This window comes from Actinomadura macrotermitis (assembly GCF_009604375.1).
In the GTDB taxonomy this organism is placed as follows: Bacteria; Actinomycetota; Actinomycetes; order Streptosporangiales; family Streptosporangiaceae; genus Spirillospora; species Spirillospora macrotermitis.
In genome coordinates, this window is the sequence record NZ_WEGH01000007.1 from 150,165 (window position 1) to 173,949 (window position 23,785).

A 23,785-nucleotide genomic window follows, 5' to 3' on the forward strand; every position below is an offset into this window, starting at 1 on the left:
ATGGACACGTCCGTCGAGAAGGTCGTCGAGGCGCTGCGGAACTCCCTCGTGGAGAACGAGCGCCTCCGGCAGCGCAACACCAGGCTGGCCGCCGCCGCGTCCGCGCCGATCGCGATCGTGGGGATGGCGTGCCGCTATCCGGGCGGGGCCGCGACCCCGGAGCGGCTGTGGGAGCTGGTCGCCGGGGGAGTGGACGCCACCTCGGCGTTCCCCGCCGACCGCGGCTGGGACCTGGAGGGCCTGTACGACCCCGAACCCGGCAAGCCGGGCAAGAGCTACGTGCGCCGCGGCGCGTTCCTGCACGACGCGGCCGACTTCGACCCCGAACTGTTCGGGATCAGCCCGCGCGAGGCCCTCGCGATGGACCCGCAGCAGCGGGTGCTGCTGGAGATCTCCTGGGAGGCGCTGGAGCGAGCGGGTATCGACCCGCTGGCGCTGCGCGGCAGCCGCACCGGGGTGTTCGCCGGGGCGATGTACCACGACTACGGCATCACCTCCAGCGACGGCAGCCTGGTGTCCGGCCGGGTCGCCTACACGCTGGGCCTGGAGGGTCCGGCCGTCACGGTCGACACCGCCTGCTCCTCGTCGCTGGTCGCCCTGCACTGGGCGGTCCAGGCGCTGCGGTCGGGCGACTGCGCCCTCGCACTGGCGGGCGGGGTGTCAGTGATGGCGACGCCGGACACCTACGTGGAGTTCAGCGAACAGCGCGGGCTGTCCCCCGACGGCCGGTGCCGCTCGTTCGCCGCCGCCGCGGACGGCACCGGCTGGGGCGAGGGCGCCGGGATGCTGCTGCTGCAGCGGCTCTCCGACGCCGAACGCGACGGCCGTCCGATCCTCGCGGTCGTCAGCGGCTCCGCCGTCAACCAGGACGGCGCGTCCAACGGCCTGACCGCGCCGAACGGCCCGTCCCAGCGCCGGGTCATCCGCCAGGCCCTCGCCAACGCCCGCCTGGCCCCCGCCGACGTGGACGTGGTCGAGGGCCACGGCACCGGCACCGCGCTGGGCGACCCGATCGAGGCGCAGGCGCTGCTGGCGACGTACGGCCAGGACCGCGAGCGGCCGCTGTGGCTGGGCTCGATCAAGTCGAACCTGGGGCACACCCAGGCCGCCGCGGGCGTCGCCGGGATCATCAAGATGGTCGAGGCGATGCGCCACGGCGTGCTGCCCAAGACCCTGCACGTGGACGCGCCGACCCCGCAGGTCGACTGGACGGCCGGGGAGATCCGGCTGCTGACCGAGGCGCGCGAGTGGCCCGACAAGGGCGCGCCGCGCCGGGCCGCGGTGTCGTCCTTCGGCGTCAGCGGCACCAACGCCCACGTGATCATCGAGCAGCCGCCCGAGCCGGCACCGCCGGCGGCCGGCGCCGACCCCGGCGGCCCCGTGCTGTGGCCGGTCGCGGGCAAGACCGCCGAGGCGCTCGCCGCCCAGGCCGCGGCGCTGCACGCCCACCTGGCCGAGCGCCCGGAGCTGCGGCCGTCCGACGTGGGCCTGTCGCTGGCGACCGGGCGGGCCGCCCTCGACCACCGCGCCGCCGTGATCGGCTCCGGCCGCGACGAGCTGCTGGCGGGCCTCGCCGCCCTCGCAGAGGGCGCCTCCCGGGCCGGGCTGGTGCGCGGACGGGTCCGTCCCGGCGTCGGCCTCACCGCGTTCCTGTTCTCGGGGCAGGGTAGCCAGCGGGTCGGCATGGGCCGGGAACTCCATGAGACGTTCCCGGTGTTCGCCGAGGCCTTCGACGCCGTCTGCGCCGAGCTGGACGGGCTCCCCGGCCGGCCGCTGCGGGAGGTGGTGTGGGGCGATGCGGAGGCGCTGAACCAGACGGTTCACGCCCAGGCGGGGTTGTTCGCGTTCGAGGTGGCCCTGTACCGCTTGGTGGAGTCGTGGGGGATCCGTCCGGATTTTGTGGCGGGGCATTCGATCGGGGAGATTGCGGCTGCTCATGTGGCCGGGGTGTTCTCCCTTGCCGACGCCGCCCGTTTGGTCGCGGCGCGGGGCCGGCTGATGCAGGCGCTGCCTTCCGGGGGCGCGATGGTCGCCGTCCAGGCGTCCGAGGCCGAGGTGCTGCCGCTGCTCACTGGCGAGGCCGGGATCGCGGCCGTCAACGGCCCCGACGCGGTCGTGGTCTCCGGCGCGGACGCCGCCGTCACCGCGATCGCGGAGCACTTCACCGGCGAAGGCCGCAGGACCACCCGGCTCAAGGTGTCGCACGCCTTCCACTCGCCGCTGATGGAGCCGATGCTGGCCGAGTTCGGGAAGACGGCCGAGAGCCTCGCCTACAGCGCCCCCTCCGTCCCCATCGTGTCCAATGTGACGGGCGGCGCCGCCGACGTCACCGACCCCGGCTACTGGGTCCGGCACGTCCGCGAGGCGGTCCGCTTCGCCGACGGCATCGGCCACCTGGAGCGCGAGGGCGTCACCACCTTCCTCGAACTGGGCCCCGACGGCGTCCTCACCGGTCTGGCCCGGCGCGTCCTGCGCGCAGAGACCGCCGCGGCGGTCCCGGCGCTCCGCAAGGACCGCTCCGAGCCGGCGGCGCTCCTCGAGGCCGTCGGGCTGCTGCACGCCGGCGGGGTCCGCCCGGACTGGCCCGCCCTCTACGCGGGCCGGGACGCCCGGCGGGTCGACCTGCCCACTTACGCCTTCCAGCGGCAGCGCTACTGGCGCACCCGGCGCTCGGCGTCCGCCGACGTGGCCGCCGCGGGGCTGGCCGCCGCCGACCATCCGCTGCTCGGCGCGCTGGTCAGCCTCCCCGACGACGACGGCGTCGTGCTCACCGGTCTCCTGTCGCTGGACGACCAGCCGTGGCTGGCCGACCACAGCGTCCTCGGCGCGGTGCTGCTGCCGGGCACCGCGTTCGTCGAACTCGCGCTGCGCGCCGGCGAGGAGGTCGGCTGCGGCCGCGTCGAGGAGCTCACCCTGCGGGCGCCCCTCGTGCTGCCCGACCACGGCGGAGTGAAGCTCCGCGTGGTGGTCGGCGCGGCCGACGGCGCCGGCCGCCGCCCCGTCGGCGTCGTCTCCCACGCCGGCGGAGCGTGGATCCAGCACGCCGAGGGCACTCTGGCCGAGAGCGTCCCCGCCCCTGCGCCCGGCCCCGCCGCCTGGCCGCCGCCCGGCGCCCGGCCGCTCGATCTCGACGGCCTGTACGAGCGGCTCGCCGGCACCGGCCTCGCCTACGGCCCGCTGTTCCAGGGGCTGCGCGCCGCCTGGCACGACGGCGGCGACGTGCTCGCCGAGGTCGCCCTGCCCGAGCCCGGCCACCGCTTCGGCCTGCATCCGGCCCTGCTGGACGCCGCGCTGCACGCCGCCGACGCCGCCCGCCCGGCCGGCGACGGACCCCCGCTGGTGCCCTTCACCTGGGCGGGCGTGTCGCTGTGGGCCGTCGGCGCCGACGAGCTGCGGGTCCGGATCCGCGGCCTCGACGGCGGCTCCCTGTCCCTCGACCTGGCCGACGCCGCGGGCGTCCCGGTCGCCGCCGTCGAATCCCTCGGGCTGCTGCCCCTGTCCGCCGGCCCGCCCGCGGCCGGCACCGACGCGCTCTTCCGGGTGGAATGGAAGCCGGCCCCAGCCCCGGCCGCCGCCTCCGAGCAGGCCGAACCCGCGGTGTTCCGCTGCCCGCCCGGCACCGGCGACGTCCTCGCCGACGTCCGGGCCTCGGCGGAGGCGGTCCTGCGGGCCGTCCAGGAGCACCTCGCCGGCGAGGACTCCGGCCGGCTGGCCGTGGTCCACCACGGCGGGCTCGCGCACGCGGCCGTCCGGGGGCTCGTCCGGGCGGCGGAGGGCGAGAGCCCCGGCCGCTTCCTGCTGGTGGAGACCGACCCCGGCGCCGACCCCGCCGAGGCGGTGCGGGCCGCGCTCGCCACCGGCGAACCCGAGGCCGCGGTGCGCGCCGGAACGGTCACGGTGCCGAGGCTGGCCCCGGTGCGGATCCCCGACGAGCCGCCCGCCCCGTGGAGCGGCGACGGCACGGTCCTGATCACCGGCGGCACCGGCGCCCTCGGCGCGCTGCTGGCCCACCATCTGGTCACCGGGCACGGGGTGCGCGACCTGGTCCTCACCGGCCGCCGCGGCATCGACGCGCCCGGCGCCGCCGAACTGGCCGGACGGCTGCGGGCCCTCGGCGCCCGCGTCTCGGTCCCGGCCTGCGACGCCGCCGACCGCGCCGCCCTGGCCGCGGTGATCGCCGCCATCCCGGCGGAACGCCCGCTCAGCGCGGTCGTCCACGCGGCGGGTGTGCTGGACGACGGGGTGGTCGGCGCGCTGACCCCGGACCGCCTGGGCGCCGTCCTGCGGCCCAAGGCCGACGCCGCCTGGCATCTGCACGAGCTGACCGAACACCTGGACCTGCGGGCGTTCGTGCTGTTCTCCTCCGTCGCGGGCGTGGTCGACGCCCCCGGCCAGGCCAACTACGCCGCCGCCAACGCCTGGCTGGACGAGCTGGCCCGGCACCGCCGCGACCGGGGCCTGCCCGCCCGCTCCTTGGCCTGGGGGCCGTGGGCCGACGGCATGGCCGGAACGCTCTCCGAGGTCGAGCGGCGGCGGCTGGCCCGCACCGGGATGGTGCCGCTGGCCACCGCCGAGGGACTCGCCCTGTTCGACGCCGCCGCCGCGGTCGAGGAGCCCGCGCTCGTCCCGGTGCGGCTGGACCGGGCGGCGCTCCGCGCGTCCGCCGAACCGCCCGCGATGCTGCGCGGGCTCGTCCCGGCCAGGACCCGGCGGGTCGCCGGGACCGGCTCGGCCGAGCTGCGGCGGCGCCTCGCCGCGCTGGACCCCGCCGACCGGGTGGCCGCGCTCATCGAGGTCGTGCGCGCCCAGGCCGCCGCTGTGCTCCAGCACGACGACGCCGACGCGATCGACCCCGACCGGGCCTTCCGCGATCTCGGCTTCGACTCGCTCACCGCGATCGAACTGCGCGACCGGCTGGCCCGGACGACCGGCCTGCGGCTGCCCGCCACCCTCGTCTTCGACCATCCCTCACCGGCCGTCCTGGCCCGCCGGCTCGTCGCCGAGCTGTCGGGCGGCGGCCGGGACGGCGCCACGGACATCGTCGCGGCCGCCGACGACGACCCCATCGTGATCGTCGGGATGGCGTGCCGACTGCCGGGCGGCGTCGCCTCACCGGACGACCTGTGGCGGCTGGTCGCCGAAGGCGGCGACGGCATCGCCGGATTCCCGGCCGACCGCGGCTGGGACACCGAGCGCATCTACGACCCCGAGCCCGGCGTGCCCGGCCGCACCTACGTGCGGGACGGTGGATTCCTCTACGACGCCGCCCGCTTCGACGCGGCCTTCTTCGGGATCAGCCCGCGCGAGGCCCACGACATGGACCCCCAGCAGCGGCTGCTGCTGGAAGCCGGATGGGAGGCCCTGGAGCGGGCCGGGATCGACCCGGCGACGCTCAAGGGCAGCCCCACCGGAGTGTTCGCCGGCGTGATGTACCACGACTACCCGGGCGACAACAGCGGCAGCGTCGTCTCCGGCCGGGTCGCCTACACCCTCGGCCTGGAAGGGCCGGCCGTCACCATCGACACCGCCTGCTCCTCCTCCCTCGTCGCCCTCCACCTGGCCGCCCAGTCGCTGCGCTCCGGCGAGTGCACGCTCGCCCTGGCCGGCGGGGTGACCGTCATGGCCACCCCGGACAGCTTCATCGAGTTCAGCCGGCAGCGCGGCCTCGCCCCCGACGGGCGGGCCAAGGCGTTCGCCGCCGCCGCCGACGGCACCAGCTGGGGCGAGGGCGTCGGCGTCCTGCTGCTCGAACGGCTCAGCGACGCGCGCCGGGCCGGGCATCCGGTGCTGGCCGTCGTGCGCGGCTCCGCCACCAACCAGGACGGCGCGTCCAACGGCCTGACCGCGCCGAACGGCCCGTCCCAGCGGCGCCTGATCCGCCGCGCCCTGGCCCTGTCCGGGCTGTCGGCGTCCGACGTGGACGCCGTCGAGGCGCACGGCACCGGCACCGCGCTGGGCGACCCGATCGAGGCCCAGGCGCTGCTGGCGACCTACGGGCAGGACCGCGAGCAGCCGCTGTGGCTGGGCTCGGTGAAGTCCAACATCGGGCACACCCAGGCCGCCGCCGGGGCCGCCGCGGTCATCAAGATGGTGCTGGCGATGCGCCACGGCATGCTGCCGAAGACCCTGCACGTCGACGCGCCGAGCCCGCAGGTCGACTGGTCGGCGGGGAAGGTGGGCCTGCTGACCGAGGCCCGGGAGTGGCCGGCGAACGGACGTCCGCGACGCGCCGGGATCTCCGCCTTCGGCATCAGCGGCACCAACGCCCACGTCATCATCGAGGAGCCGCCGCCCGCCGAGGAGGCCGGTCCGCGCACTCCGCCCCCGGCGATCCCCTGGATCGTCTCGGCCCGCGACCCCGAGGCGCTGGAGGAGCAGCTGAGCCGCCTCGCCGCGGCCGTCACCGCCGATCCCGGCCTCGACCCCCTGGACGTCGCCCGCTCGCTGGCGACCGGCCGCACCGCCATGGCCCACCGCGCCGTCGCCGTCGGCGGAGAACGCGACGAGCTGCTCCAGGCCCTCACCGGGACCGGGGCCGTGACCGGCACGGCCCGCCAGGGAAGGCTCGCGTTCCTGTTCACCGGCCAAGGCGCCCAGCGTCCCGGCATGGCGCGGGACCTGCACGCCGCCTTCCCGGCGTTCGCGGCCGCCTTCGACGCCGCGTGCGACGCCCTGGACGCCCACCTCGACCGGCCGGTCAAGGAGGCCGCCTGGACCGCGGACGCGGCGGAGCTGAACCAGACGGTCCACGCCCAGGCGTCCCTGTTCGCGTTCGAGGTGGCGCTGTTCCGGCTGCTGGAGTCCTGGAGCGTCCGCCCCCATCTCCTGGCCGGGCACTCCGTCGGGGAGATCGCGGCGGCGCACGCGGCCGGGGTGTTCTCCCTCGCCGACGCCGCCCGGCTCGTCGCGGCGCGCGGCCGCCTCATGCAGGCGCTCCCGCCGGGCGGCGCGATGATCGCCGTGCAGGCCGCCGAGGACGAGGCCCTCCCGTTCCTGGGCCCCGAGGCGGGCATCGCCGCGATCAACGCTCCCGGATCGCTCGTGCTGTCCGGGGCCGAGGACGCCGTCACCGCGATCGCTGGCCACTTCGCCGACCTGGGCCGGCGCACGAGCCGGCTGAAGGTCTCGCACGCCTTCCACTCGCCGCTGATGGAACCGATGCTCGCCGACTTCCGCGCCGTGGCCGCGGACCTCGCCTACACCGAACCCGCTGTTCGGGTCGTGTCGGGCCTGACCGGCGGCGACGCCGACCTGACCGATCCGGAGCACTGGGTGCGGCACGTGCGCGAACCCGTCCGGTTCGCCGACGCCGTCGCGACGCTGGAGACCGAGGGCGCGACGACGTTCGTGGAACTCGGCCCGGACGGCGTCCTGAGCGCGATGGGCACCGAGTGCGCACCCGACGCCCGGTTCGTCGCGCTCCAGCGGCGCGACCGGGACGAGGTCCGCCAGCTGGTGACCGGCCTCGCCCAGGCCTACGCGGGCGGGGCGACCGTGGACTGGGAGCGGTTCTTCGCCGGGCGGGGCGGCGTCCGGGTGGAACTGCCGACCTACGCCTTCCAGCGGCGCCGCTACTGGCGGTCCGGCGCGGGGGCCGGCCCCGGCGACCTCGGCTCGGCCGGCCTGCGCTCGGCCGAACACCCGCTGCTCGGCGCGGTCGTCGCCGTGCCCGGCTCCGATGGCGTCCTGCTGACCGGCCGGCTGTCGGTCGACACCCAGCCGTGGCTGGCCGACCACGACGTGCTCGGCACGGTCCTGCTCCCCGGCACCGGCCTGGTCGAGCTGGCGCTGCGGGCCGGCGCCGAGACCGGCTGCCCGGGCCTGGCCGAACTCGTCCTGGAAGCGCCCCTCACCCTGCCCGCGCGCGGCGGGACCGCCGTCCGGATGGTGGTCGAGGGCCCCGACGGGTCCGGCGGCCGCCGCTTCGAGGTGTTCTCCCGCGCCGACGGGGCCGACGACCTGCCGTGGCTGCGCAACGCCACCGGCCTGCTCGTGCCCGGCCCCGCGGCGGCGCCGCCCGACCTGGCGGTGTGGCCGCCCGAAGGCGCGGTCCCCGTCGGGATCGACGGCGCCTACGAACGGCTCAAGGACCGCGGCTACGCCTACGGTCCGATGTTCCAGGGCCTCAAGGCGGCCTGGCGGCGGGGCGACGAACTGTTCACGGAGGTCGCCCTGCCCGACCGGGCCGAGGCCGGCCGGTTCGGCCTGCATCCCGCGCTGCTCGACACCGCCATGCACGCCGGCCTGATGGAGGGCGGCGACACCACCGAGCTGCCGTTCGAGTGGAACGGGGTCCACCTGCACACCGCGGGCGCGGCGGCGCTCCGGGTCCGGATCGCGACCGGCGCGGACGGCGCCACGAGCGTGGAGGCCGCCGACGAGACCGGACGGCCGGTGCTGTCGGTGGAGGCGCTGGTCTCGCGGCCGGTGTCGGCCGACCAGCTCGGCGGCGGTGGCCATCGCGAGTCGCTGTTCCGGGTCGCCTGGGCGCCCGTGCCTTCCGGCGCGGCCGAGCCCGAGGAGGCCGACGGCGTGTTCGTCTGCACGGAGGACTCCGGCGGCTTGCCCGGCGCCGCCTACACCGTGGCCGAACGGACCCTCGCGGCCGTCCAGGCGCATCTTTCCGCCGAGACGACGGGCCGGCTGGTCGTGGTCGTCCGGCCCGGCGAACCGGCCCACGCCCCGGCGCGCGGCCTGGTCCGGGCGGCCGAGGCCGAGAATCCCGGCCGGTTCCTGCTGCTGGAGACCGACGGCGATCCCGCCGCGGCCGTCCCGGTGGCGCTGGCCGCGGGCGAGCCCGAGGTGGCCGTCCGGGCGGATGCGGCCTTCGCGCCGCGCCTGGCGCGGATCGCCGCCGCCGAGACGACGGCGCGTCCGGCCTGGGATCCGGCCGGGACGGTGCTGGTCACCGGCGGCACCAGCGGCCTGGGCGCCCTCATGGCCCGCCATCTGGCCGCCGAACACGGCGCCCGGAACCTGCTGCTGACCAGCCGCCGCGGCCCGGCCGCGCCGGGCGTGCCCGAACTGGTCGCCGGGCTGTCCGAGCTGGGCGCGGCCGCCGAGGTCGTGGCCTGCGACGTCGCCGACCGGGACGCGCTCGCCGCCGTCCTCGACGCGATCCCCGCCGACCGGCGGCTCACCGGCGTGGTGCACGCCGCGGGCGTCGCGGACACCGGGCTCGTCGAGGCGCTGCGTCCCGAGGACCTGACCGCCGTCCTCACCCCCAAGGTGGCCGGGGCCTGGCATCTGCACGAGCTGACCCGCGACCTGGACCTGACGGCGTTCGTGCTGATCTCCTCCGCGGGCGGGCTGGTGCTCGCCGCCGGGCAGGGCGGCTACGCCGCCGCGAACCTCTTCCTCGACACCCTCGCCGAGACCCGGCGGGCCGCGGGACTGCCGGGCACCGCCCTGGCCTACGGGCTCTGGGACGTCGCCACCGGCCTCGGCGAAAGCACCGAGGCCGACCTGAAGCGCCTGGTCCGCCTCGGCTACCCGCCGCTGCCCGCCGCGGAGGGCCTGGCCCTGTTCGACGCCGCCTTGGCCGTGGACGAGGCACTGGTCGTGCCGATCCGGCTGGACCTGCCGACGCTCCGCTCCCGCGCCGCCGAACTGCCGGCGCTGCTACGCGGCCTGGTCAGGGCCCCGGCCCGGCGGACCGCCGGCCAGGACGGCTCGGCGGCGCTGCGGAGCCGGCTGGCCGGGCTCGCCGACGCCGCCGAACGCGAACGGGTCGTGCTGGACCTGGTCCGCACGCACGTCGCCGCGGTCCTCGGCCACGAGGGGACGGGAGCGGTGGCGCGCGACCGCGCGTTCCAGGACCTCGGATTCGACTCCCTCACCGCCGTCGAGCTGCGCAACGGCCTGCGGGCCGCGACCGGGCTGCGGCTTCCGGCGACGCTGGTGTTCGACCATCCCACCCCGGACGCCATCACGGCCCTGCTGCTGGCGGAACTGGCACCGGACGCGGCGCCGGCGCAGGCACCGCTGGACGCCGGCCTGGCCCGGCTGGAGTCCCTGCTGGAGTCGGCCGCACCGGACGAGGCGGAGATCGACCGGATCGCGTCCCGGCTGAGGGCGCTCACCGCGCGCTGGCTCGGCGCCCACCGCCCCGAGGAAGCCGAGGACACCGGCGCCGACCTCGCCGAGGCCAGCGCCGGAGACCTGTTCGACATCCTCGATCAGGAGCTGGAGACCCCGACGTTCTGATCGCCCTGCGGGGCCGTCAGTCCTGTGCCTCGGCCCACTTCGCGAGAAGGGGGCGGTCGACCTTGCCGTTGGAGTTCAGGGGGAACTCCGCCAGATGCCGGAAGTCCTTGGGGATCATTCCGGCGGGCAGGACCTCGCGGAGCCGCCGCGCCAGACCGGCGGGCGGGACGCGGGTCCCGGTGTAGAAGACGACGAGCTCAAGGCCGTCCCGGGCGGGCCGGGTGGTGGTCACCGCGGCCTGGACGCCGTCGAACCCGCGCACCGCGTGGTCGATCTCGGCCAGCTCGACCCGCCAGCCCTGCACCTGCACCTGGGAGTCGAGGCGGCCGAGATAGGCCAGCTCGCCGCCGGGCAGCAGCCGCACCCGGTCGCCAGTGCGGTACCAGAGCCGGCCGTCCCGCTCCAGGAACCGGCCGCGGTCGTCCTCGGGGTTCAGGTAGCCGGCCGTCATCTGCTCCCCGGCGATGCACAGCTCGCCCTCGGTCTCGGCGGACGCGCCGTCGTCGGCGCGCAGCAGCATCGCGTGCCCGGGGTGCAGCCCGCCGATCGGGACGACGCCGTTCACCGCCAGCCCGGGCGACCGCGCCGACCAGCGGTGCCGGGTGACCGTGATGGTCAGCTCGGTCGGCCCGTACAGGTTCTCCACCGCCGAGTTCGGCGCGGCCTCCTGCCAGGCGGCGGCGTCGGAGCACAGCAGGGCCTCGCCGGCGAAGAAGCTCCAGCGCAGCGACGGCAGCGAGCCGGGCGCGAGGCCGCCCATCCGGCGGACCAGGCCGATGCCGCTCGGCACCGAGAACCACACGGTCATGCGGCGTTCGGCGAGGAAGGCGGGCAGGTCCAGGTAGGCGCGGGCGGGCACGGCGTGGGCGCTGCCGCCCACGCCCCACGGGCAGAACAGCTCGAACATGGCGCAGTCGAAGTTCAGCTCGACCGACTGGGAGAACACGTCCTCGGGACCGAAGTCGTAGCGCCGGTCCATGAGGTCGAAGTAGTGGGCGGTGCTGCCATGGGTGATCGGCACGCCTTTGGGGCGGCCGGTGGAGCCGGAGGTGAACAGCATGTAGGCGACGTCCGACGGCTTGGCCGGCAGCGGCGCGTCCAGCGCCGGCCCCGCCGCGGGCGCGGCCAGGTCGAGGACCGGCAGGTCGAGACCGGTCTCCGCGAGGGCGGCCCGGCCGGCGCCGTCGGCCAGCACCGCCCCCACCTGGGCGTCGTCCAGCATGCGGCGGGTGCGGAGCGCGGGGAACTTCGGGTGCAGCGGCACGGCGGTGGCGCCCGCGTACAGGGCGGCCAGCACCGCGACGTAAGCTTCGACGCTCTTGTCCGCCAGGATCCCGACCGCGCCCGGCGGCCCGGCGGGGGCGGAGGTTAGCGCGCCCGCCCAGCGCAGCGCCCGCTCGTGGGCGGCCTCATAGGTGATCGACCGGTCGCCGGCCCTGACGGCCTCCCCGGCGGGGGAGATGGCGAGGCCCCGCAGGAACCTCTCGTGCAGCGCTCGGCCCGAGGGCTCGGACATGGTTCCCCTCCACAGGGTGTGACGGCCGGCGCGGCCGGGGTCAGGCGGCGGCGGTCCGCCGGCGCGGGCGCATCGCGGTCTCGGGCCTGACGGCGACGATCTCGAAGTTCCCGGTCATGCAGGCGACCCGGCCCCACAGCGCGTCCTGGCCGACGACATGGACCCGTTCCACGCCGAGGCCGCGCAGCGTGGCGGTCACGGCGGGCCAGCGCACCGTCCGGACGACCGCGTCGAGCAGCAGGGAGCGCACGCCGTCCGCGGTCCGCACCAGGGAGCCGTCGTGGTCGGAGACGATCGGGATCGCGGGATCGCGGAACCCGGCCCCGGCGGCGACCTCGGCGGCCAGTTCGTCCCGCAGGGCGGTGAAGGCCGCGGAGTGCATCGGCGGGCGCATCTCGTACAGGGGGAGGCCGCCGGCGGAGCGCAGCCGCGCCCGCAGCGGCTCCACGCTCTCCTGCCGCACCGACAGCATGTGGAAGTCGTGGTCGACGTGGCAGGCCACGTCGTGCCAGGCGCCCTCCGCGTCGAGTTCGGCGCGGATCTCCGCCAGCCGCTCCTCCGGCACCCGGGCGAAAGAGAGGGTGACCACGTCGGTGTGCTCGCGGGCGAAGTAGGCCTCGGTGCGGCGGCCCCACTCGGCGGTCATCCGCACGGCGTCGGCGAACGCCAGCGCCCCGGTGTGGACCGCGGCGGGGATGCCGCCGAAGCTCGCGCCGGCGCACACCTCGGGGGCGGCTCCCGACCACTCGGCCAGGGCCACGCAGTTGAGCAGGAAGGAGATGCGGGCCGCTTCGGAGAACGCGGCCTCGCTGCTCTGGTAGCGGTCGGTGAGGCAGTAGCCGAGGACGTCGTCGGCCTCGGCCGTCAGCCGCCGCGCCACCGGGTTGAGGAGCATGAACTTGGCCGCGTCCGCGAACCGCGCCGGGCCGATGCCGGGAAAGACGACGGCGCCGCGGGCACCGGTTCCGGTCTCGTGCTCCATATTCCCCAACCCTTCATGACGAATTGGCATATTTCGGCTATGCCGCCTGTGCAGTCTCGCGTTGGGGCGATTGCTAATGAAGCCCCTATAGCCCCCTAAGTTGCCGTAAGACCGGCTAGGGGTTCTTGTGGGCATTAATTAGGTCATGTTAGACAAACGCCATTCATTGGAATCTGCCGTGATTACGGGGTGCGTAAATGGCCGAGCCGGTTGAAAACCTCGATTTCGCAGCGCAGGTGGGCGATCTGCCCGCCGCCGGGCGGCGGGCCGCGCTGCTCGACCTGGTCCTCACCGAGGCCACCGCGGTCCTGCGCCGGGTCGACCCGGACGGCACGACCGCCGTCGAGGCCGCCCGGCCCTTCCTCGAAGCGGGCCTCGACTCGCTCGGCCTCGTCTCGCTGCACGCGCGGCTCACCGCCGCGACCGGGGCCGAGCTGCCCGTCACGATCGGGTTCGACCACCCGACGCCCGCGGTCCTCGCCCGCCACCTCGGCGAGGTCCTGTTCGGCGCGGACGAGGCGCCCGCCGAGCGGCCCTCCCCGATCCGGCCCGCCGCCGACGAGCCGATCGCCATTGTCGGCATCGGCTGCCGCTATCCCGGCGGCGTCGCCTCCCCCGACGACCTGTGGCGGCTGCTGGACGACGGCGTCCACACCATCTCCGACTTCCCCGAGGACCGCGGCTGGGACCTGGAGCGCCTGTTCGGCCCCGACCCGAGCGCGCCCGGCGCGAGCCTCGTCCGGCAGGCCGGGTTCCTTCCCGACGCCGCCGACTTCGACGCCGCGTTCTTCCGGATCAGCCCGAAGGAGGCCCTCGCCATGGACCCCCAGCAGCGGCTGCTGCTGGAGACGACCTGGGAGGCGCTCGAACGGGCCGGAATCGACCCGGCGACCCTGCACGGCAGCCGGTCCGGAGTCTTCATCGGCGTCGAACCGCACGAGTACGGCCCCCGGGTGCACGAGGCGCCCGAAGGCATGGACAGCTACGTGATGTCGGGGACCCTGCCGAGCATCGTGTCCGGCCGCGTCGCCTACACGCTGGGCCTCGAAGGCCCCGCGCTGACCGTCGACACGGCCTGCTCCGGCTCGCTGACCGCGCTGCACCTCGCCGTCCGCTCCCTGCGCTCCGGCGAGTGCGACCTGGCGCTGGCCGGCGGCGTCGCCGTCCTGTCCAGCCCCGGCACGTTCGCCGCCTTCAGCACCCAGAACGGGCTGGCCGCCGACGGCCGCTGCAAGGCGTTCGCCGCCGCCGCCGACGGCACCGGCTTCGCCGAGGGCGCCGGAGTGCTCGTCCTGATGCGCCTGTCGGACGCCCGGGCCGCCGGCCACGACGTCCAGGCCCTCGTCCGCGGCACCGCGATCAACCAGGACGGCGCCAGCAACGGCCTGACCGCGCCGAACGGCCTCGCCCAGCGGCAGGTCGTCCAGGACGCCCTCGCCGACGCCGGCCTGGCCGCCGCCGAGATCGACGCCGTCGAGGCGCACGGCACCGGCACCCGCCTCGGCGACCCGATCGAGGCCGGGGCGCTCATCGCCGCCTACGGCCGCGAGCGCACCGCCGAGCGGCCGCTGTGGCTGGGCTCGGTGAAGTCGAACATCGGCCACACCGGGGCCGCGGCCGGCGCCGCCGGCCTGATCAAGATGGTGCAGGCGATGCGGCACGGCACCCTGCCCCGCACGCTGCACGTCGACGCGCCGACCCCGCACGTCGACTGGTCGGCCGGGACCGTCCGGCTGCTCACCGAGCCGGTCCCGTGGGATACCGGCGGCGCCCCGCGCCGGGCGGGCGTGTCGTCCTTCGGCGCGAGCGGCACGAACGCCCACGTCATCATCGAAGAGCCGGAGCCGGCCGAGGCCGCCGGCGGTCCGCCCGCCGACCGGGCGGTGCCGCTGCTGCTGTCTGCGCGCACCGAGACCGCGCTGCGCGAGCAGGCCGCCCGCCTGAGCGCCCTGCTCACCGGTGACGCCCCCGCGCTCGGCGACGTCGCCTACTCGGCGGCCACCACCCGCGCCGCCATGGAGCACCGGGCCGCGATCGTCGCCGCCGACCGCGACGAGGCCGTGCGCGCGCTGGAGGCGATCGCCGCCGGGACGGCGCCCGCGCTGCGCGGCACGGTGCCGTCGGGTCCGACCGCGTTCCTGTTCACGGGCCAGGGCAGCCAGCGGCCGGGGATGAGCGCCGGTCTGGTGGAGGCCTTCCCGGTCTTCGCCGACGCCCTGGACGAGGCGATCGGCTATCTGGACCTGCAGCTCGAAGTGCCGCTGTGGGACGTGCTGTTCGCCGAACCCGGCAGCCCCGAGGCCGACCTGCTGCACCAGACCCGGTACGCCCAGTGCGCGCTGTTCGCCGTCGAGACGGCCCAGTTCCGCCTGCTGGAGTCGTGGGGGATCACGCCGGATCACGTCACCGGCCACTCGGTCGGCGAACTGGCCGCCGCGCACGCCGCCGGGGTCCTGTCGCTGGAGGACGCCGCGCTGCTGGTGGCCGCCCGCGGCCGGCTGATGCAGGAACTGCCGCCCGGCGGCGCCATGGTCGCGATCCAGGCCACCGAGGAGGAGATCACCCCGTTCCTCACCGCGCAGGTGGACCTGGCCGCCGTCAACGGGCCGCGGGCGGTCGTGCTGTCCGGCGACGCCGACGTGCTCACCGAGATCGCCGCGGTCTTCTCCGCCGACGGCCGCCGGACCCGCGCGCTGACGGTCTCCCACGCCTTCCACTCCGCCCGGATGGAGCCGATGCTCGCCGAGTTCCGGCGGGTCGCGTCGGCCATGACCCACCACGCGCCGCGCATCCCGCTGGTCTCCAACCTGACCGGCCTGCCCGTCGCCCCCGACGCCGACCACTGGGTGCGGCACGTGCGCGAACCGGTCCGGTTCCAGGACTGCGTCCGCTGGCTGGAGTCCCAGGGCGTCACCACGTTCCTCGAGCTCGGCCCCGGCCCGGTCCTGTCGGCGATGGGCCGCGACTGCCTCGCCGATCCCGACGCCGACGCCGCGTTCGCGCCGCTGCTGCGGGAGGGGCGCGACGACGAGCGCGAGACCGTCGCGGCCGTCGCCCTCGCCCACAGCCGCGGCGCGGCCGTCGACTGGCACGCCTTCTTCGCCGGGCGCGGCGCCCGCCGGGTCCCGCTGCCGACCTACGCCTTCGAACGCAAGCGGTTCTGGCTGGACGCCCGTCCCGACGCCGACGTCGCCACCGCGGGACTCGACCGCGCCGAACACCCGCTGCTGGGCGCGATCGTCCGCCTCGCGGCCGCCGACGGCATCGTGCTGACCGGCCGCCTGTCGGTGCGTTCGCAGCCGTGGCTGGCCGACCATGTGATCTCCGGGACGGTCCTGCTGCCCGGCACGGCCTTCGTGGAGCTGGCGATCCGGGCCGGTGACGAGGCCGGCTGCGGCGTCCTGGACGAGCTGACCCTCGAAGCGCCGCTGGCCCTGCCCGCCGACGGCGCCGGGGTGGCCCTCCAGGCCGTCGTCGGCGCCGCCGACGCCACCGGCCGCCGGTCCATCGAGGTGTACTCCCGGAGCGGTGAGCAGGAGTGGGTCCGCCACGGTAGCGGCGTGCTCGCGCCGTCCGCGGCGGCCGTCCCGGACCCGGCCGCCTTCGGCCTGGCCCAGTGGCCGCCGCCGGACGCCGAGCCGCTGGAGACCGCCGACCTGTACGAGCGGCAGGCCGAGCAGGGCTACGAGTACGGCCCGGCCTTCCGGAACGTCCGGGCGGCGTGGCGGCGGGGCGCCGAGGTGTTCGCCGAGATCGGCCTGGACGACCAGGCCAGGACGCTCGCCGGCGGGTTCGGCCTGCACCCGGCCCTCCTGGACGCCGCCCTGCACCCCGCGGACCTGGCCGGGTCCCGTTCCGGGGGCGCCGAGACGCGGCTGCCGTTCGCCTGGACGGGCGTCGAGCTGCACGCCGCCGGGGCGTCGGCCCTGCGCGTCAGGATCACCCCGACCGGGCCGGAGTCCGTCGCGGTCGCCCTCGCCGACTCCACCGGGGCGCCGGTCGCCACGGTCGGCTCGATCGTCGAGCGGGTCGTCCCCGCCGGCCGGCTGCGCGCCCTCGGCCACCGCCCCGACCTGCTGCTGCGGATCGCGTGGCAGCCCCTCCCGCCGCACGAGACGCCCGCGGTCCGGGTCGCCGCGCTGGCTGACGGGCTCGGCGCGGACGGCGTCCACCGCGACCTGGGCGCACTCGCGGGCGCCGGGCCGGCGCCGGAGATCGTCCTCGCCCCGATCACGGCACCGGTCTCGGACCGGCCCGCCGACGCCGCCCGCGACGCCACCGTCGCCGCCCTCGAACTCCTGCAGGCCTGGTCGGCGGACGACCGCTTCGCCTCTTCCCGCCTGGTCCTGCTCACCCGGGGCGCGGCGGCGGCCGGTCCCGGCGAGACGCCCGACCTGGCGACCGCCCCGCTCTGGGGCCTGGTCCGGGCCGCGCAGGCCGAGAACCCCGGCCGGTTCGTGCTGCTGGACCACGACGGCGCCGAAGCCTCCCTCGCCGTGCTGCGCGCGGCGGCCGCTTCCGGCGAACCCCAGCTCGCCGTGCGGGCCGGCGCCGTCCTGGTGCCGCGCCTGGTCCCCGCGGCCGAACCCGAGGAGGCCCCCGCGGGCGTGTGGCGGCCGGGCGGAACCGTGCTGGTCACGGGCGGGACCGGCGGCCTCGGCGGCCTGGTCGCCCGGCACCTGGTGGCCGAGCACGGCGTCCGCCACCTCGTGCTGACCAGCCGGCGCGGGCCCGACGCCCCGGGCGCGGCCGACCTGCGGGCCGAGCTGGCGGCGCTCGGCGCGCAGGTCACCGTCGCCGCGTGCGACGCCGCCGACCGGGACGCGCTCGCCGCCGTCCTGGCCGCCGTCCCCGACGGCCATCCGCTGACCGGGGTCGTGCACACCGCGGGCTCCCTCGCCGACGGCCTGGCCGCGACCCTCACCGCCGAGCAGGTCGCCGCCGTCTTCCGCGGCAAGGCCGACGGAGCCTGGCACCTGCACGAGCTCACCCGCGACCTCGACCTCACGGCGTTCGTGCTGTTCTCCTCCGGCGCGGGCACCTTCGAGGCGGCCGGCCAGGGCAACTACGCCGCCGCCAACGTCTTCCTCGACGCGCTCGCCGGGCACCGCGCGGCGGCCGGCCTCCCGGCCACCTCGCTCGCCTGGGCGCTGTGGGCGGGGGAGGCCGGCATGGGCGGCCGCCTGGACGAGGTGACGCTGCGCCGCGCCGCCCGCTCCGGGATCGTGCCGCTGGGCCCGGCGGAGAACCTCGCGCTGCTCGACCGCGCCGTCGTCGCGCCGGAACCGGCGGTGGTGCCGGTCCGCCTCGACCACGCCGCGCTCCGCGCCCTGCCCGACGGTCCGCCCGTGATGCTGCGCGGCCTGGTCCGCGCCCCGGCCCGGCGGCAGATCGCGGCGGCGGCCGCCGGCGCCGAGGGCTTCGGACACCGGCTGGCCGGACTCGGCAAGGCCGACCGCGACCGGGCCGCCCTCGACCTGGTCCGCGCCCAGGTCGCCGCCGTCCTCGGCCACGACGGGCCCGCGGCCGTCCGGCCCGAACGGGCCTTCGCCGAGCTGGGCTTCGACTCGCTCGCCGCGGTCGAACTGCGCAACGCCCTCACCACCGCGACGGGCCTGCGGCTCGGCTCCACGCTGATCTTCGACTATCCGACCCCGAAGGCGCTCGCCGAGCACGTCAGGGACAAGGCGCTCAACGCCGTCCCGGCCGGGACGGCCGCCGTCCCCGCGACGGCAGCCTCCGGCGACGGGCCGATCGCGATCGTCGCGATGGCCTGCCGCTACCCCGGCGGGATCACCACGCCGGAGGAGCTGTGGGGGCTGGTGTCCGGCGGGAACGACGCGATCACCCCGTTCCCCGAGGATCGCGGCTGGGACGTGGCCGACATCTACGATCCCGAACCGGGCAAGCTCGGCCGCACCTACGTCCGGGAGGGCGGCTTCCTGCACGACGCCGCCGACTTCGACCCGGTGTTCTTCGGCATCAGCCCCAACGAGGCCCTCGCCATGGACCCGCAGCAGCGGCTGCTGCTGGAGATCTCCTGGGAGGCGCTGGAGCGGGCCGGCATCGACCCCCTCGCAGTCAAGGGCAGCCGCACCGGCGTGTACGCGGGCGTCATGTACCACGACTGGGCGACCCGCCTCGGCGCGATCCCGGCCGACGTCGCCGGCTTCATCGGCAACGGCAGCTCGGGCAGCGTCGCCTCCGGCCGGATCTCCTACACCCTCGGCCTCGAAGGCCCCGCGGTGACCGTCGACACCGCCTGCTCCTCCTCGCTCGTCGCCCTCCACTGGGCGGTGCAGGCCCTCCGCCAGGGCGAGTGCACCCTGGCGCTGGCCGGAGGCGTCACGGTGATGGCCACCCCCGAGACGTTCCTCGACATGAGCCTGCAGAGCGGCCTGGCCGCCGACGGCCGCTGCAAGTCCTACGCGGCCGCCGCCGACGGGACGGGCTGGGGCGAAGGCGCCGGCATGGTGCTGCTGGAGCGGCTCAGCGACGCGCGCCGCAACGGCCACCCGGTGCTGGCCGTCGTCCGGGGCAGCGCCGTCAACCAGGACGGCGCCTCCAACGGCCTGACCGCGCCCAACGGGCCGTCGCAGCAGCGGGTGATCCGGCAGGCGCTGGCCAACGCCGGCCTGACTCCGGCGGACGTGGACGCCGTGGACGGGCACGGCACCGGCACCCGCCTCGGCGACCCGATCGAGGCGCAGGCGCTCATGGCCGTCTACGGGCAGGAGCGCCCCGGCGGGGAGCCGCTCTGGCTGGGCTCGGTCAAGTCCAACGTGGGCCACACCCAGGCCGCCGCCGGCGTCGCCGGAGTGATCAAGATGGTCGAGGCGATGCGCGCGGGGCTGCTGCCGAAGACCCTGCACGTCGACGCCGCCTCGCCGCACATCGACTGGTCCGAGGGCGCCGTCGAGCTGCTCACCGAGGCCCGCGACTGGCCCGGCCACGCCCGGCCGCGGCGCGCCGGGGTGTCGTCCTTCGGGGTCAGCGGCACCAACGCGCACGTCGTGATCGAGCAGGCGCCCGACGAGCCGCCCGCCCCGGTCGCGGCGCCGGCCGGGCCGGCGTTGGGCGCCGGCCGACCCGAGGCCGTGCCGCTGGTGCTGTCGGGCCGGACCGCCGAGGCCGTCCCCGCGCTCGCGGGCCGGCTCGCCGCGCTGCTGCGCGACGACCCCGCGCTCGACGTGGTGGACGTGGCGTTCTCGCTGGTCGCCGGGCGCGCCGACCTGGAGCACCGCGCCGTCGTGACCGGCGGCGACCGCGCGGCGCTGCTGGCCGCGCTCGACCAGGTCGCGGCGGGCGGCACCGCGGCCGCGGCCGTGCGCGGCACCGGGTTCGGCGACCCCGGACGCACCGTGTTCGTCTTCCCCGGCCAGGGCTCGCAGTGGGCGGGCATGGGAGTGGCGCTGCTCGAGTCCTCGCCGGTGTTCGCCGCCCGGCTGACCGAGTGCGCCGAGGCCCTCCGGCCGTTCGTCGACTGGGATCTGCTGGAGGTGCTGCGCGGCGGACCGGACGCCCCCTCCCTGGACGCCGTGGACGTCGTCCAGCCCGTCCTGTGGGCGATCATGGTGGCGCTGGCCGAGGTGTGGCGGGCCGCCGGCATCGTCCCGGACGCCGTCGTCGGCCACTCCCAGGGCGAGATCGCCGCGGCCTGCGTGGCCGGCGCGCTCACCCTGTCCGACGGCGCGAAGGTCGTCGCGCTGCGCAGCCGCGCCATCCGCGAGGACCTCGCCGGGCAGGGCGGCATGATGTCGGTCGCGCTGCCGGCCGCCGACGCGGCCAAGAGCATCGCCCGCTGGGACGGCCGCCTCCAGGTCGCCGTCGTGAACAGCCCGCGGTCCGTCGTCGTCTGCGGCGACCCGGCGGCGCTGGAGGAGTTGCGCGTCCGGATGGAGGCCGACAACGTCCAGACCCGGCGGATCCCGGTCGACTACGCCTCGCATTCGCGGTACGTCGAGGGGCTGCGGGACCGGCTGCTGACCGAACTGGCCGCGATCGCCCCGAAGGCCCCCGACATCGCGTTCTACTCGACCGTCACCGGCAAGGCGCACGACGCGGCCCTGGACGCCGAGTACTGGTACACCAACCTGCGGCAGACCGTCCGCTTCGAGGAGGCGGTGCGGGCGCTGCTGGACGACGGCTACGGCGTCTTCGTCGAGGCCAGCCCGCACCCGGGGCTGCTGGTCGGCCTCGACGAGACCGTCGCGTCCGCCGGCGCCAACGCGGTCCTGGCCGGCACGCTGCGGCGCGGCGAAGGCGGGATGGCGCAGGTCGTCACCTCGCTGGCCGAGGCGTACGTGCGGGGCGCGCCCGTCGACTGGCGGGCGCTGCTCCCCGGCGCCCGCCGGGTGGACCTGCCCACCTACCCCTTCCAGCGGCAGCGCTACTGGCTGGACGTGCCGCGGACGCCGGGCGACGCCGCCGGGCTCGGCCAGGCCACCGCGGATCATCCGCTGCTGGGCGCGGCGGTGGCCGTCGCGGGCACCGACGGGGTGTTGCTGACCGGGCGGCTCGACGTCCGGGCCCAGCCGTGGCTCGGCGACCATCGCGTCGGCGGCGCGCCGGTCTTCCCCGGCGCGGGCTTCGTCGAACTCGCGGTCAGGGCCGGCGACGAGGCGGGCTGCGGCAGGGTCGAGGAGCTGACCCTGGAGGCGCCGCTGGTCCTGCCCGAACGCGGCGGGGTGGCCGTCCAGGTCGCCGTCGGCGCGTCCGGCGCCGGCGGCCGCCGGGAGGTCGCGGTGTACAGCCGTCCCGAGGACGCCGGGGCCGGGGAGTGGAGCCGCCACGCCCTGGGATTCCTCGCGCCGGGCGCGGCGGAGCCGGCGTTCGACCTGGCGGAGTGGCCGCCGCCCGGCGCCGAGCCGATCGGGCTCGACGGCTTCTACCCCGAGCGGAACTCCGACCGGCTCGCCTACGGCCCGGTGTTCCAGGGGCTGCGGGCGGCCTGGCGCGCCGGCGGCGACGTCTTCGCGGAGGTCGCCCTTCCCGACGGGGCAGCGGACGACGCGGGGCGGTTCGTCCTGCATCCGGCGGCGCTGGACGCGGCCCTGCACGCCACCGCCCTGCTCGACGCCGGCACCGACCGCGTCACCCTGCCGTTCGCCTGGACGGACGTCGAGGTGCACGCCGCGGGCGCGGCGGCGCTGCGGGTGCGGATGACCCCGGCCGGCGCCGACCAGGTGGTCCTGCGGCTCGCCGACCAGACGGGCCGGCCGGTGGCGACGATCGGGTCGCTGGCGCTGCTCCCGCTGACCGGCGACCTGGCGGCGGTCCGGCCGGGCCGCGCCGCCCACCGGGACCTGTACCGGCTCGGCTGGAGCCCGGCCGGCGCCGCGGAGGCTCCCGCCCCGGCAGGGGAGTGGACGGACCTCGTCCCGGACGGCCCGGTGCCCGAGACCGTCGTCCTGCGGGCCGGCGGCCCCGGCACGGCGGCCGGCCCGGTGCTGCACGAGGTCCTCGCGGTCCTCCAGGAATGGTCGTCGGCCGCCCGGTTCGCCGGGTCGCGGCTGGTCGTCGTCACCCGCGGCGCCGTCTCCACCGCGGGCGAGGACGTCACCGATCTGGCCGGCGCGGCCGTCTGGGGTCTGGTCCGCAGCGCCCAGGCCGAGGAGCCCGGCCGGTTCGTCCTGGCCGATCTGGAGGACGGCGACCCGGCCGAGGACGGCGGCTTGGGCGCGGCCCTGGCGGCCGGCGCTCCGCAGCTCGCGGTGCGCGGCGGGGAAGCGCTCACCCCGCGCCTCCTGCCCGCCCCGGCCGCACCGGACGGCACCGCGCCCGCCACCCGCTTCGGCGGACCGGGGCAGGTCCTGGTCACCGGCGGCACCGGCACCCTGGGCGGGCTGGTCGCCCGCCACCTCGTGACCGCCCACGGCGTCGGCGGCCTGCTGCTGACCAGCCGCCGCGGCCCGGACGCGCCCGGCGCCGCCGACCTGGCGGCGGAGCTGACCGCGCTCGGCGCCGACGTCGAGATCGCCGCGTGCGACGCCGCCGACCGCGACGCGCTGGCGGCACTGCTGGCGGACCGCTCGCTGAGCGGGGTCGTGCACGCCGCCGGTGTCCTCGACGACGGCGTGATCGCCTCGCTGACCCCGGGGCGGATCGACACCGTGCTCCGGCCCAAGGCGGACGCGGCCCTGAACCTGCACGAGCTGACCGCCGGGATGGACCTGACGGCGTTCGTGCTGTTCTCCTCGGCCGCCGGTGTGGCCGGCGGCGAGGGCCAGGCCAACTACGCGGCGGCCAACACCTTCCTGGACGGGCTGGCCGCGCATCGGCGGGCCCTCGGCCTGCCGGCGCAGTCGCTGGCGTGGGGCCTGTGGGCGGAGGCCAGCGGGATGACCGCCGCGGCGGCGGCCGAGGGCGGCGTGGTCGCGATGGCCACCGAGGAGGGCCTCGCCCTGTTCGACGCCGCCTGCGCGCTGGACGACCCGCTGCTCGTCCCGGTCCGCCTGGACCTGGCGGAACTGGCCGCGGGGCCGGTGCCGTATACGCTGCGCGGCCTGGTCAGGACGCCCGCCCGCCGGGGCGTCGCGGCCGTCGCGGCGCCGTCCGGATCGCTGACCGACCGGCTCGCGGACCTGTCGGCGGCTCGCCGTGAAGCGCTGCTGGTGGAGCTCGTGCGCACCCAGGCGGCGGCCACTCTCGGCTACGCGGGGCCCGAGGCGATCGAACCCGAGCAGACCTTCCGGGACATGGGCTTCGACTCGCTGGCGGCCGTGCGGTTCCGGAACAGCCTGAGCGAGACGGTCGGGCTGCGGCTGCCGGCGACCCTGGTCTTCGACCATCCGACCGCCCTCGCCCTGGCCGGGTTCGTCCTGGCGGAGCTCGTCGGCCCGGACGAAGCGCCCGAGCCGGTCCCGGACGCCCTCGGCGAGCCGGAGCGGGCGGACCGCACCGCCGAACTCCAGGACATGGACGTCGCGGAACTGCTGCGCGCGGCCCAGGAGCTGGGCTCCGACTGACCGTCCCGGCAGCGGCCCGCAGCCCGGCCCCGGAGCGCTTCGGCGTCCCGGGGCCGGGCCTTTCCCGCCCCTGGAGGACAGAGGGGCGATCGGGGCAGGGTAGGGGTGCCCTAC

The 23,785-nt window shown here is 76.8% G+C and carries 4 protein-coding genes; 2 read left to right on the top strand and 2 right to left on the bottom strand.

Features of this window, described 5'->3' with window-relative positions; genetic code table 11:
• On the top strand, positions 1–10,206 hold the full coding sequence (locus ACRB68_RS41875; RefSeq protein ID WP_153541940.1) for a type I polyketide synthase: 10,206 nt from the start codon (positions 1–3) through the stop codon (positions 10,204–10,206).
• Between the two features lie 16 nt (positions 10,207–10,222).
• Here ACRB68_RS41875 and ACRB68_RS39145 read toward each other — a convergent pair whose 3' ends face one another.
• Together ACRB68_RS39145 and ACRB68_RS39150 are read right to left on the bottom strand one after the other, a co-directional pair.
• The gene (locus ACRB68_RS39145; protein ID WP_153541942.1) at positions 10,223–11,722 is read right to left on the bottom strand and encodes an AMP-binding protein; all 1,500 of its coding nucleotides are present in this window, start codon (positions 11,720–11,722) and stop codon (positions 10,223–10,225) included.
• Between the two features lie 40 nt (positions 11,723–11,762).
• On the bottom strand, positions 11,763–12,704 hold the full coding sequence (locus ACRB68_RS39150; protein ID WP_194293620.1) for an ACP S-malonyltransferase: 942 nt from the start codon (positions 12,702–12,704) through the stop codon (positions 11,763–11,765).
• 236 nt (positions 12,705–12,940) lie between these two features.
• Between ACRB68_RS39150 and ACRB68_RS39155 the strand changes: the two genes are divergently transcribed.
• Complete coding sequence (locus tag ACRB68_RS39155; RefSeq protein ID WP_207709994.1) at positions 12,941–23,671, top strand: type I polyketide synthase; 10,731 nt, start codon at positions 12,941–12,943, stop codon at positions 23,669–23,671.
• Positions 23,672–23,785: the final 114 nt, after the last annotated feature.